Annotated in this window: 10 protein-coding genes; 2 read left to right on the top strand and 8 right to left on the bottom strand. The window is 43.4% G+C overall.

The annotated features are described in order from the left end of the window. Positions 1 to 239: 239 nt before the first annotated feature. Complete coding sequence (locus ABIC84_RS02690) at positions 240 to 1,367, bottom strand: FecR family protein (RefSeq protein ID WP_426587028.1); 1,128 nt, start codon at positions 1,365 to 1,367, stop codon at positions 240 to 242. Between the two features lie 626 nt (positions 1,368 to 1,993). On the opposite strand from ABIC84_RS02690, the gene ABIC84_RS02685 reads away from it, so the two are divergent. Together ABIC84_RS02685 and rpiA are read left to right on the top strand one after the other, a co-directional pair. Next, a complete protein-coding gene (locus tag ABIC84_RS02685; RefSeq protein ID WP_426587026.1) occupies positions 1,994 to 2,563 on the top strand; it encodes an RNA polymerase sigma-70 factor in 570 nt (189 codons plus the stop codon). 257 nt (positions 2,564 to 2,820) lie between these two features. Continuing rightward, the gene (rpiA, locus tag ABIC84_RS02680) at positions 2,821 to 3,510 is read left to right on the top strand and encodes a ribose 5-phosphate isomerase A (protein WP_426587024.1); all 690 of its coding nucleotides are present in this window, start codon (positions 2,821 to 2,823) and stop codon (positions 3,508 to 3,510) included. A gap of 3 nt (positions 3,511 to 3,513) precedes the next feature. Here the strand turns inward: rpiA and ABIC84_RS02675 are convergent, their stop codons facing one another. The 7 genes from ABIC84_RS02675 to ABIC84_RS02645 form a co-directional block, all read right to left on the bottom strand. Beyond that, on the bottom strand, positions 3,514 to 4,110 hold the full coding sequence (locus ABIC84_RS02675; protein ID WP_426587022.1) for a TetR/AcrR family transcriptional regulator: 597 nt from the start codon (positions 4,108 to 4,110) through the stop codon (positions 3,514 to 3,516). Between the two features lie 4 nt (positions 4,111 to 4,114). Further along, on the bottom strand, positions 4,115 to 4,714 hold the full coding sequence (locus ABIC84_RS02670; RefSeq protein ID WP_426587020.1) for a TetR/AcrR family transcriptional regulator: 600 nt from the start codon (positions 4,712 to 4,714) through the stop codon (positions 4,115 to 4,117). Positions 4,715 to 4,962: 248 nt separating this feature from the next. After that, positions 4,963 to 6,372, bottom strand: coding sequence for an efflux transporter outer membrane subunit (locus ABIC84_RS02665; RefSeq protein ID WP_429262579.1), 1,410 nt, complete (start codon positions 6,370 to 6,372; stop codon positions 4,963 to 4,965). A 20-nt stretch (positions 6,373 to 6,392) separates the two neighbouring features. Continuing rightward, a complete protein-coding gene (locus ABIC84_RS02660; protein WP_429262578.1) occupies positions 6,393 to 9,563 on the bottom strand; it encodes an efflux RND transporter permease subunit in 3,171 nt (1,056 codons plus the stop codon). Positions 9,564 to 9,614: 51 nt separating this feature from the next. Beyond that, a complete protein-coding gene (locus ABIC84_RS02655; protein WP_429262577.1) occupies positions 9,615 to 10,787 on the bottom strand; it encodes an efflux RND transporter periplasmic adaptor subunit in 1,173 nt (390 codons plus the stop codon). A gap of 102 nt (positions 10,788 to 10,889) precedes the next feature. Continuing rightward, positions 10,890 to 11,477 carry a TetR/AcrR family transcriptional regulator gene (locus ABIC84_RS02650; protein WP_188832544.1) on the bottom strand — a complete coding sequence of 196 codons (588 nt, stop codon included), beginning with the start codon at positions 11,475 to 11,477 and terminating at the stop codon, positions 10,890 to 10,892. A gap of 282 nt (positions 11,478 to 11,759) precedes the next feature. After that, on the bottom strand, positions 11,760 to 12,662 hold the full coding sequence (locus ABIC84_RS02645) for a helix-turn-helix domain-containing protein (RefSeq protein WP_426587011.1): 903 nt from the start codon (positions 12,660 to 12,662) through the stop codon (positions 11,760 to 11,762). Between the last annotated feature and the right edge of the window lie 184 nt (positions 12,663 to 12,846).

Genomic DNA, 12,846 nt, shown 5'->3' with positions numbered 1-12,846 from the left:
AAGCATTTAATTTCATACTTTTGCTGAGTTGGGTTAACAGATAGTTAGAGACACTAAACATATTCCCGTTTTGCGGGGAGGGTTAACTCAACATTTATCCGCATTCCGATTGCCCTCGGGATGCGTTTTTTTTGAGTTAACCTTATGGGGATGGGCCTAAATTTTGAAGGCCGGATGTGTATTTATTTTTCCATATGGTTCCTTTTATTTTGAGGTGAATAATTGGTTAATTACAGATGTTAATTCATTACAATAATTGTTTTCCCATCTATTTTGTAATGTATTTGCTTGAAGCTCAGAATATCCAGTATTTGTGACAGATTGACGTTCCTGGAAATTTCGCCCGAAAACCGCCGTGAGGGTAATTGCCCTTCATATCTGATCTCCACACCATACCAGCGCGAAAGCTGCCGCATTACTTCCTGAATATTATTGTCTTCAAAAAAGAAAAATCCATTTTTCCAAGCGACCATTTCATCCGCATCTACATTCATAACATCGATCAGGCCGTGGTCAAACCTTGCTTGCTGGCCCGGTTTAATGATGTTACTCACTTTCCCTGCTGATACTTTTACACTGCCTTCGAGCAGGGTAGTTTTAACAGCCTGTTCATCATTGTAAGCATTGATATTGAAATGGGTGCCTAATACCTCTACTGTTTGCCCGTTTGAGATAACTTTGAACGGCTTTTTGGCATTGTGTGCAACTTCAAAATAGGCCTCGCCGGTAAGTTCTACCCTACGTTCGTTACCATTAAAAACTACCGGGTATTTTATTGATGACGATGCGTTTAACCATACTTTAGTACCATCGGCCAAAATAAATTGATACTGCCCGCCTTGCGGCGTAGCTGCGGTGTTATATATAATGTTCTTTGACGGATGGAAGTCCACAACAACATCCCTATAACTAATTTGGCCGTCGGCGGCTTTTTTTATAACGATGTTACCCTGACGTGCGAGTTTTCCAATCTTTGCACCATTTAATACAATGGTACTCCCATCCCCTAATGTTAATATGGCTTTGTTTCCGCCGGGGGCTACATCCTGTTTCTGAGGCTTAACTTCAGCTATTTGCCGGCGGGAATTATTATTAATGATAAAAAAGTATCCCCCCACCGCCATAAAAAAAAGTATTGAAGCAGCTATTGCCCAACGCGATAATTGTATCCTTTTTGTCCTTCCCTGTATTTCATTCAGCAGATTATCAAGGCTCTCTTTCTGATCTTCTTCCAATTGCTCCTGCGACAAATAAGGATCGCTGTGCTTGTATTTTAAATACCAGCTTTCAACCAAAGCATTCTCTGCCGGAGTAGTCATGCCGCTGTTATACCGTTCTATTAAATTTTCAATGTCTTGTGGTTGCATAATCGTTAAAGGATATATCATCCTTATTACCCCATATACAACTACAACCGGGGGGAGGGAGTAGATAAAAATAAAAAAAAGTAAAAATAATTTACCGGATCATAAAACGGGGAAGGTATCACCTGTTGTGATTGTAAGAAAGCTTATTGAACACTTACTTATATTCAGCTATTTCAAGTCGCCGGATCGACATCGTCTATGCTTTCAGATATAAGAATTTGTCACAAATAAATTCAACGCAAACGTTTGTTTATCGCAACAAGGCTCATAAATATGTTTTTTGAGTTTTATAACCGCGAAGTGTTGTTATTGAAAGCCTGTATTAATTACCCCGACGGTAAAATCTTTACCAATCAGTTAAAAATAGCGCTCTTAATCAGCGGATTAAAGCGACATAGCGCTTGCATTGAGGGCAAGAAACTTTTTGTTAAAGCTGATTCGCCCAAATTAACGCAAACGGTTGCGTAGAACTTTAGCGCTTAAAATCACTCCAGTCCTCTTAATTTGTAATAACAATTATACAATAGATAAACAAGGGCCCCGTTTCAGGCGATTCGTTTATCCCCGACCTCAATGGTCAGCAATCAATAAATATCGCTTGCAAATTATAATCAATGTAAACTTTAATGGCTTTGTACGGTAAATATAGTGACGACGATTTGATAACGCTGGTAAGGCAAGATGATATATCTGCTTTTACGGCGATTCATTCGCGCTATTACGGAGCGTTATATCAGCATGCGTATAAAAGATTGCCGGACAGGGATACCGTTAAAGATCTTTTACAGGAGCTTTTTATCCATTTATGGGACCAAAGGACATCAATTGATATTAAAGGCAGTTTACAAGCTTATTTATGTACCGCTATCCGGAACAAGGTTTTAAATGTTTTTAAGCACGAGAAAGTAAAAGCCAATTACATTACCTCACTAATTAATTTTGAGCACACCTGTGAATCTACCACGGATGAAAATTTAAGAAATAAAGAACTCATTGCCCTGATTAAGGCCGAAGTAAGCTCTTTACCCCCAAAAATGAAACTGATATTTGAGTTAAGCAGGGATTCAAACCTGTCGCACAACGAAATTGCCGAAATATTGGAAATAAGCCCCTTAACTGTTAGAAAGCAGGTAAACAATTCTTTAAAAATACTGAGGGCAAAATTAGCGTCACATCTGCTAACGCTGTTTTTATAATCAGGTTTTAAGACTTACGTGGTGTATTTTGATATGCGATAATACCATCCTAACAGATTACAAAAAATTTATGCTGTTTTAAAATGTTCCCGGTTTTGATTCGTCTTCATTATTAAAGAAGGTTAAAATCATTAAATAAACAATAACATGAAAAAGCATATCATATCAACAGCACATAGTCAGTTGTGGGAGGGCATAGACGACTAAAAGAGTAAATTAACAAAGGTTATTAGCGGCGGGTGCTGTATCTTAGCGCCATGACGGATTATAAACTGGAAGCAGCTAAAGCCGCTTTAACCTTGATTACCCCCAATCAAATTATTGGTTTGGGAGCCGGGAGCACCATAGCTCATTTGGTTAATATGTTAGCCCAGGATCGTAAGCTTGCGGCTTCCTTAATATTTACCTCATCATCATTCAAAACAACCCAGTTGTTAAGCAAACATGAGTTGCGCATTCAGTCGCCTGCCTTGCTTAATAAACTCGATATCTATTTTGATGGCTGCGACCAGTTTGACAGCGAACTAAACGCACTGAAAAGCGGCGGCGGCATCCATACTACCGAAAAGATCCTTGCCTCAATGGCGCATGAATTTATTTTGCTGGGCGATGAGGGAAAATTCTCAGCCCAACTTAACGCTACATATCCCCTGGTTATAGAAATATTACCCCAGGCCTTACAAATTGTACTGGCAAAACTGGCAACCCTGTTTCCTCAGGCTACGCTTACCCAGCGTATGAGCACACAAAAAGATGGTGCGTTGATATCTGATAATGGCAATATGCTGATCGATGTACAATTTACTGAGCTACCCGAACCGGTTAAATTAAATACCCTGGTTAAAATGATACCGGGTGTTGTTGAACACTCCTTATTTTACCAAATGGCCGGCAGGGCAATTATTGCAGGCGAAAATGGTATCCGGACTATAAGGCCTCAACGCTAACCCTCAGTTGGGATTATTTAAAACGGCGATACCCTTGAGCGTACACACGCCATAGTTAAAATGGTTTAAAAGCTGCAGCTGAACATCCCATAAATTAAATTCGACATGCGGGTATATGGAGGCGTTAAAACCAAGTTCAATCTGGTTAACCCGCATAATGGCAATTATTCTGGTATCAATTTCGGGACGGACATACCCTTGATCGATGCCCTTTTTTAAAAGCTTCCCGATAATATTTACCATGAAGCCTGTTTTAAATTTCAGGTATAACATCCAGCCTTCATGATGGTACTTTTGCAGATCGAACAAGACAGCAGGGTTTACCCTCGAAAAGATCTCCCCTGTACATTTGGTGAGCTCAACCATCTCATCCATCATATTACCAGTGTCACTAATAATTGAGCAAAGCATTGCCTCATCATCGGCCAGCCGCTTTTTTACAAGAGCAGTAACAAGTTCGTTTTTGTCCCTGAAATGCTGGTAAATTGTTTTTTTGGAGATCCCCAGATGCCGGGCAATATCATCCATGGTAATGCTTTTTATCCCTGCTTCAAGAAAAAGCGCTTCACTCCCATTTAAAACCCGCTCCTTATCAATCATAGTATTAGGTAGTTATCAACGCGGTGATCCCCCTGATAGCGCCAATCAGGATCTCCTGGTTCATTTTTTCATCCCGCGTGAGCTGGATCATGTTAATGGCTATCAATCCATGAATTACGGCCCAGTAGGTGTAGTATTTTTTTTGAACTTCCTCCTCACTTACCTCCCGGGGTGCATACAGCGCCCGTATCAATTCAGAAACCATCTCCGGAAAAACCAACGCTTCCGCTATCCGGTTTTCTACCGGGCTGCAACCTGTACCAACGGCAAACATCAACTGGTAAAGCTCCTTATAGGCAATAGCAAAGTTCCAGTAAGCCAACCACATAGCCTCCATCTGTTCAATGGCGTCTGTATGTGCCTCTTTTGCCAGCTTCACCATAGCTGCCAGTTTCAGGTGCCCCTTGCGGGCAAGCTCGGTGTACAAAGCTTCCTTGCTTTCAAAATATTCGTAAATAGCGGGAGCCGTGTACTCGATATGCTCAGCAAGTTTCCGCATACTTAACGCATCACATCCCTCACACTTAATCATATCCAACGCAGCGTCCAGTATCTTTCGGCGGGTATCATCCTTTTGCCGCAATATCCGTTCTTTACTTCCCATGTTTTAACCTCTCAATCACAAGCAAAATTTACTTTAATTTATTCATTAATAAATAATTAACCATAATTAAATTATCAATTTGGTTTAGATGATTGTATGATAACAGGTTTTACAAAAATCAATTAGTTGGCATAGATAATAAATGTTTAAACAACTTCAAAATATGTCAAAATCACCACTGGTTATAAAAGAAGCCCGGCAGCTCAATTGCAAACCGGGCTTCATGATTAACATGGTGCTAATGTCATCTATTTCCAACCGCCCCCTAAAGCGCGGTAAAGGTTAACTATGGCTTGTAATTCCTGCAAATGATCGTTAACGCCGCTTAACTGGGCAGCAAGCAAGTTTTGTTCTGAAGTTAAAACATCGGTATAATTTGTTGCCGAGCTGTAACGCAGCAACTCTTTGGTATAATCAACCGATTTTTCGAGCGCCTGCAACTGTTTAACTCTTGAGCCTTGTTTTTCAATGGCGTTTTGATAGGAGAACAACGCGTTGGTTACCTCCTGCCCCGCAGTGAGTAATGATTTTTGATAAGCATAATAAGCTTCCTGTTGCTGGGCTTGCGCCGTTCTTAAACGCGCCCGGTTTTGACCTTTGTTAAAAATGGGCTGGGTAATGCCGCCAACAAAGTTGTAAAATATGGAATGATCAAAAAAGTTCTTCAACTGCAGGGTTGATAAACCGGCCTGCCCGGTAATGGTAAGCTGCGGATAAAAATAAGTACGTGCCAGGTTGGTATTCTCAAACGCACTCCTGAATGCAAACTCAGCCTCCTGCACATCCGGGCGGTTTTTTAAGAGCTGGGATGGGATGCCCGTTTTCAGGTCGGCTACAGGTTTCTGTTCGCTTAGCGTTGTACGTTTGATAGTACCCGGGGCCCTTGCCAGTAAAATACTTAAAGCATTTTCAGCTTCGCGGATGCTTTGTTTAAGGTCGGGTATGGTAACCTCGGCGGCGTAACGGTTTGCTTCGCTTTGTACCACAGCCGCGCCGTTTACAACAGCACCTTCCTTCAGGGCTTTTACGGTCTCTACATCTTTTACCCGTATGGTAAGGGTTTGCTGAGTGATAGCCAATTGCTCATCAAGCGCCAGCAGGTTATAATAAGCGTTTGCTATATCGGCTATGAGCTGGGTTTGAACCGCTCTTTTTGCCGCGTCACTTTGTAGCAGTGATGCCAGCGCCGCTCTTTTCGAACTGCTTAATTTACCCCAGATATCGGCCTCCCAACTGGTATTCAAGGCTGCCTGGTAAGTAGTGGTTTTCAGGTTGAAGGAGTTGGCAAACTCAGGCGGAAAATTTAAGCTTGCCGCTGATGTTTTTGCCCTCGTAACGGTTCCGCTCCCTTCCAGGCTTGGCAGATATGCCGCCTTGCTCTGGTTAAATGTTGCCTGCGCCTCGTTAATGCGCTGTACGGCAGTTTTTAAATCGAGGTTTTCACGTAGCCCTTCCTGGATCAGGTTTACCAGTACGGTATCAGAAAATAGCTGGCTTACCGGCATGCTGGCCATTGATGTGGTATCGCTGATGGTGGTATCGCGATACAGCCTATCGGTATTTACTACCGGCTGCTGGTATTTTTTTGTAACACATGAGGCAAATACCGCCGTTGCTGCCAGCGTGGCCAATATTTGCCGTTTATATGAATGGATCATTTTTTTGCTTATTTATCGTTTTAAAAATTTTGCTCTGAGGCTACCGTTTCGGTCTCAATCTCTATTTCTTTTCCAACAGGTTTACCGCTTACGCGTTCCTGGAGTGATTGGAAGATAATGAACAGTACCGGGATCACAAACACACCGAATATGGTACCGATCAGCATCCCGCCTACAGCGCCTGTACCTATTGAGCGGTTACCTTCGGCACCTGCTCCTGATGCAATCATTAGCGGGACTAAGCCCAGTATAAATGCGAAAGATGTCATCAAAATAGGCCTTAAACGAGCAACCGAACCATCAATAGCGGCCTGCACAATGCTTTCGCCGTTACGCCTGCGGGCTACCGCAAACTCAACTATCAGGATGGCATTTTTGGCTAACAGACCGATGAGCATGATGAGGGTGATCTGCAAATAAATATTGTTTTGGATGCCGAAGATCCTGGCGAAAATAAACGCGCCGGCCAAACCTATGGGCAGTGATAGCAATACTGCAAATGGCAGAATATAACTCTCGTACTGTGCACTTAATAAGAAGTATACAAACACCAAACACAGCAGGAAAATAAAAATAGTTTGGCTGCCACTGGCAATTTCCTCGCGGGTAAGGCCCGAAAATTCAAATCCATAACCGGCAGGCAATGTTTTTGCGCCTACTTCCTGAATGGTTTTAATGGCATCACCTGTGCTGAAGCCCGGTTTCGGAGCGCCATTTACCGAAATAGAAGTAAACAGGTTAAAACGGTTAACTGATTCAGGGCCGTAAACCTTTTTCAGCGTAACAAACTCAGATATGGGCGCCATCGTATTATTGGCATTGCGCACATACATGTTGTTCAGGCTGCCGGTGGTACCCCTGTAAGCGGCATCTGCCTGGATCATTACACGGTATTGCTTGCCAAATTCGTTAAAGTTGGAGGCATAAACACCGCCAAAATATCCCTGTAAGGCGCTCAATACCGAGTTTACAGTAATACCGGCATCCTTACATTTAGCCACATTAACATCAACCAAAAACTGCGGGAAGTTGGTATTAAAAAACGTAGACGCATATTGAATTTCGGGACGCTGGTTTAATGCGCCAAGGAACTTGCCGTTTATTTCGGCAAATTTCACAATGTCGCCGCCGGTTTTGTCCTGCACCTGGAACTCGAAACCGCTGCTGTTACCAAAGCCCTGCAAAGTTGGCGGGGCAAAGAACAGGACGGTAGCACCTTTAATTCCGGCTGTCATACCAAATAGTTTACCGATAACGGTGTTCACATCAGATCCTTTGGCCGTACGTTTATCCCAGGGTTTCAGCTTAACCATGATTAAGCCATATGAACCACCCGCGCCGCTTAGTATGCCCTGGCCGGCAACCCTGATAGTTGACTCCACTTCGGGCAGGGATCTTACTATACCTGATACCTTGTCGATAACCTCGGTAGTACGCTCCAGTGATGCGGCAGGCGGCAATGAGATATCGCCAATAATAAAACCCTGATCTTCATTAGGTACAAAGCCCGATGGCGTTGTTTTTAGCAGGAACCAGAATATCAAACCAAAAACCGCAATACCGGCAATGGAGAGCCATTTTTTTGCAGCAAGAAAACTTACAGATTTTTTGTATTTGCGGGTAATTGTATCAAAACTGGCATTAAAGGCTGTATAAAATCTTTGTAACAGGCCTGTCTTATGATGCTCACCTTCGGGATGCGGTTTCAATAACAGCGCGCACAATGCAGGGCTTAATGTTAAAGCGTTTACTGCTGATATAAAAATCGCGACAGCAAGCGTTAAACCAAACTGTTTATAAAACACCCCGGTTGAACCGGTAATGAACGTAACCGGGATAAACACGGCAGCCATTACCAAAGTGATAGATACGATTGCCCCGCTGATATCATTCATGGCGCTGATTGTGGCCGCTTTTGCCGATTTAGCTCCATGATCCAGTTTGGCGTGTACGGCCTCAACCACCACAATGGCGTCATCCACCACAATACCAATAGCCAGCACCATAGCAAACAGGGTGAGCAGGTTAATGGTAAAACCAAACAGTTGCAGAAAGAAAAAAGTGCCCACAATAGCCACAGGTACCGCGATAGCCGGGATCAGCGTAGAGCGGAAATCCTGAAGGAATACGAACACTACGATAAACACCAGTACAAATGCTTCAATCAGGGTGTGCACAACTTTTTCTATCGAAGCATCTAAAAAGTCATTAACACTAAAAAGGGAAGTATAGCTAATGCCCGCGGGGAACGTTTTCGACGCAGCCTCAATGGTCTGCTCGCAGTTTTTAATTAACTCATGCGCGTTTGAACCCGCGGTTTGATAAATGGCTATAGCTACCGCAGGTTTGCCATTCATGGTAGTAGCATTGGCGTAACTTTGCGCGCCAAGCTCAACCCGCGCTATATCTTTCAGGCGCAACAACTGTCCTTTGGTTGATGAGCGGATCACGATGTTTTCAAACTCGGGCACACTGGTAAGCCTGCCTTTGTACTTTAATACGTACTGGAACGACTGGTTATCGTTCTCTCCTACTTTACCCGGCGCGGCCTCAATATTTTGCTCGGCCAGCGCGCTGTTCACATCATCGGGCACAAGGCCGTAAGTGGCCATTACATCAGGCTTTAACCAAATACGCATGGAGTAATCCTGTATGCCAAATGAGGAAGCATCACCTACGCCGCTGATACGCTTGATCTGCGGCAGCACGTTAATGTTGGCATAGTTTTGCAAAAATTTCTCGTCGTAGCTTTTGTTATCGCTCGACAGGGAAAATACCATCACCATGCTGCTTTGGCGTTTACTGGTGGTAACACCCGCTTTGGTAACCTCGGCAGGGAGCAGACTGGTGGCTTTTGACACCCTATTCTGCACATTTACCGCCGCCAGGTCGGGGTCGGTGCCTTGTTTAAAATAAACAGTGATAACAGCACTGCCGTCATTACTTGCAGTAGAGGTCATGTAGGTCATGTTCTCCACGCCGTTAATTTGCTCTTCGAGCGGTACGATAACACTTTTCATTACCACTTCGGCATTAGCGCCCTGGTATGATGCGGATACCTGCACGGTAGGCGGTGCTATATCGGGGTATTCTGATATGGGCAAGGTTGTAAGGCCCAGGATACCCAGTATTACTATAATTACCGATATTACGGTAGAGAGTACTGGTCGTTCAATGAATGTACGTAACATATTGTTTATGTTGATGCCGGGTAAAAAGGAACCCGGCCGGTGTTGTGAAAATTATTTTAGATCTTTATATACCACGGCGTTCTCCTGTACTTCCGGTTTGATAACCATACCGTCTTTTAAACTGCCTGCGCCATCGGTAACAATGGTATCACCTGCTTTAAGGCCTTTGGTAACTACATAATATTGCCCTGTGGTGAGGTCCATAACGCTCACTTCGGTATTTTTAACCGCTCCTTTACCGTCAACCACATACACAAAATGCTTTCCCTGCAGCTCATAAGCGGCCTTTTGAGGGATTAGCACGGCATCTTTTACAGTCTGGGGGATCTGTATAGTAGCACTTCCGCCGCTGCGGATCAGGCCAACAGGGTTAGGGAATGCCGCCCGGTAACTTGCCGATCCGGTTTCGGTATTAATTAAACCGCTGATGGTTTCCACTTTACCTTTTTCGGCATAGGTGCTGCCATCCGGCAATACCAGTGAAACAGGCGGCGTGTTGGCCAGCTTTTCATTCATGGTTTTTCCTTTTACCGTTCTTGAAAAATCAAGCAGCTGCTTTTCATTCAGCGCGAAGTAAGCATACACCTTACCGATATTGGATACTGTTGTTAAAGGCTGCGCGGTTGAACCGGTGATAAGGCTACCTAATTTATAAGGAATGGCCCCTACCACGCCATCAACCGGGCTGGTTATTACCGTATAACCTAAATTGGTTTTGGCGTTTGCTAAACTAGCTTTTGCCTGGGCAAGGGTAGCCTTGCGGGCTTTTAATGTATACTCCGCCGATTCAAGCTCATAATGGCTGATGATATCTTTTTCAACCAACGGCCTGGTTTTGTTAACCTGCAGTTGGGCAGCGCTTACATCAGCTTCGGCACTGGCGATGGCCGCGGTGGCGGTGTTTACGTCCTGGGCATATTGCGGCGCGCTGAGCTTAAAAAGCAGCTGGCCCTTTTTTACAACGCTGCCCTCGTCAATGTAGATCTTATCAACATAACCATCAACTTTAGGACGGATCTCTATATTTTGCTGCCCCTGGAGTGTGGCAGGGTATTCGTTGTTCAGCGTAGCGTCATGTAAACTGATTTTAAACACCGGGTAGCTTTGCGGTGGCTGGGGAGCTCCCGCAGCCATAGCACCGCCCTGATTTTGGCTGCCGCCGCATGACGACAGTAGAATTAAGGCGGCTCCAAAGCCGGTTAGCAGTTGAACTGTATTTTTCATAAATATAAACTTGTAGTTATTGGAGTGAATTGATATTGAAGACATTGTGATGTGTGTTAAATTATTTTGTTTGACGATTGCGTTAATCACCGGATAAATTTTTTACTGGAAAATCATTTTACAGATCATCTTCTTTCGCTCATTAATGAGGCAGGTATAACTTTCGTTGCTCAGGTTAAAGGCCTTTTTATATATGGGCCCCATGATAAGCGGGTATGACATCAGCGAAAACAGGTTCAGCACAAAATGCATGGGGTTCATCCGTTCAATATTACCCGCTTCCATTTCGGCGCTGATCTGCTCCATGAACTTATTGATATGGTGCGGCCTGGCCTCGTTTGTGTACTTACAGATGTTTGAATTGATCTCTGTGATCAGGAAAGTTTCCTGGTAGGGGTAATTGTTGGCCTCAGTTAAAAACAATTCTATAAAACTTTCAACCTTGCTTTTAAATGGCATGTCGGATGCCATAACAGCATCAAGGCGGGTTGTTAAAGCAAGCATAGCTTCCTTAAACACCTGCTCAATTAAAACATCCTTAGTGCGGAAATAGTAATTTAACAAGGTGCGGCTTACACCGGCCGCGTCGGCAATATCCTGGGTATTGGCATGGAGCCGCCCCTCGGCAAAAAAAATGTGCTTAGCGGTGTCCTTAATTAATTGTTCGGCACCTGTGTCCCTTATCGGCATAAACAAACCTGGCGTTTAATCGGGCACACTATTGCGCCCGGCTGCATCAACAACTGATGACAGGGCAAAAGTGGCTCAATTATCGTTTTTGCAGAATGTTTAAAGGATGGCGCAATATGTCAAAAAGTCGTTTTTACCAAAAACATTGTAATGGAATGGTAATAATAGTTACAGCGTTGCAACGATACTTATCATTTGCAATTAAAATTATAACGGATAGTGTAGTAACTGTGTACCAATGAGATCGGGCTGAGAAGAATTTTTCCAGGGAGGGCTATAGGCTTATAAAGGCGTTTGACGGTATTTACTGGGACTGGTACCGCATTGTTTTTTGAAAAACTTGCTAAAAAAGAACTGATCGGCAAAGTTGAGATAGGTAGCAATCTGGGCTATGGTTAGCGAGGGGTCGTTAAGGGCGACTTTAGCTTCCAGGATCACAATCTCGTCAATGAAGTCGCCCGCGGTTTTGCCGGTAATTTCCTTTACAGTTTGCGAAAGGTATTTAGGGGTAATATTCAGCATGGCAGCATAAGCCTGTACGCTTCTTTCTTCCTTAAAATGCTGCGGAAGGATTTTTAGAAACCGAAAAGTCAGTTCCTCCTTACGCGTGCCTTTTACTTCCGCTATTTTTTGTTGCTTTTGATATAACGCGCCTATCTCATAAACAAAACCGGTAAAAATGCTTAGCACAACTTCATCCTGGAATGCCAGATCATTACGATTATCCATTTTACTTTCAAGGATTTTCATAATTGATATAAGATTATCGGCCGAATCCTGATCAATAACCAGTAACGGATTTACCTGCGATGATAAAAAATCAAACGCTTCTACATTTTTTGTGTGGATACTGGTAGCAGATAGATAAGCCGAGGTAAATATGATCGAGGTAAGCCTGCAATCTGGCGAAACATTCAGAAACTGGCGAACGGTATTGGGAGCTACCATCAGGATATTGTTCTTTTTTAATTTATACTCCAAAAGGTTGGCATTAATTGATAACTCACCTTCATGAACAAGCGTTAAAAAAAAATGATCTGACCGGAAGGGGTGCAAAATAGGCACCTCAATATCCCCCGGATTAAACGACATAATATGCAGGCCTTTATACTGATTGGTAATACCAAGCGGGGCAAGCAATTGCTCCATGGTATGCATCTGTACAGGCAGGATATCTTTCGGCATAGTAAGCAATAATAACTATTATTTGCACGAATTATTACGAATTGAACGAATTACGTTCATTTTCGGCAGATGAACTGAAATAAAAAAGCGTCATTGCTGTAAGATACGAAGCAATCCCCTATAAGCAGGGCCGATCTGTATAGTTTGGGATTGCTTCGTATCTCGCAATGACGCTTGTACTTTG

Source organism: Mucilaginibacter sp. 3215 (assembly GCF_050433785.1).
In the GTDB taxonomy this organism is placed as follows: Bacteria; Bacteroidota; Bacteroidia; order Sphingobacteriales; family Sphingobacteriaceae; genus Mucilaginibacter.
Note: the sequence above shows the minus strand (reverse complement) of the source record. Positions and strands in the feature narration are given on the sequence as shown.

Coding starts and splice junctions, on each gene's coding strand:
- rpiA (WP_426587024.1), top strand. CDS start 2,821: ATGACGGATTATAAACTGGAAGCAGCTAAAGCCGCTTTAACCTTGATT.
- ABIC84_RS02690 (WP_426587028.1), bottom strand. CDS start 1,367: ATGCAACCACAAGACATTGAAAATTTAATAGAACGGTATAACAGCGGC.
- ABIC84_RS02685 (WP_426587026.1), top strand. CDS start 1,994: ATGGCTTTGTACGGTAAATATAGTGACGACGATTTGATAACGCTGGTA.
- ABIC84_RS02660 (WP_429262578.1), bottom strand. CDS start 9,563: ATGTTACGTACATTCATTGAACGACCAGTACTCTCTACCGTAATATCG.
- ABIC84_RS02675 (WP_426587022.1), bottom strand. CDS start 4,110: ATGATTGATAAGGAGCGGGTTTTAAATGGGAGTGAAGCGCTTTTTCTT.
- ABIC84_RS02655 (WP_429262577.1), bottom strand. CDS start 10,787: ATGAAAAATACAGTTCAACTGCTAACCGGCTTTGGAGCCGCCTTAATT.
- ABIC84_RS02650 (WP_188832544.1), bottom strand. CDS start 11,477: ATGCCGATAAGGGACACAGGTGCCGAACAATTAATTAAGGACACCGCT.
- ABIC84_RS02645 (WP_426587011.1), bottom strand. CDS start 12,662: ATGCCGAAAGATATCCTGCCTGTACAGATGCATACCATGGAGCAATTG.
- ABIC84_RS02670 (WP_426587020.1), bottom strand. CDS start 4,714: ATGGGAAGTAAAGAACGGATATTGCGGCAAAAGGATGATACCCGCCGA.
- ABIC84_RS02665 (WP_429262579.1), bottom strand. CDS start 6,372: ATGATCCATTCATATAAACGGCAAATATTGGCCACGCTGGCAGCAACG.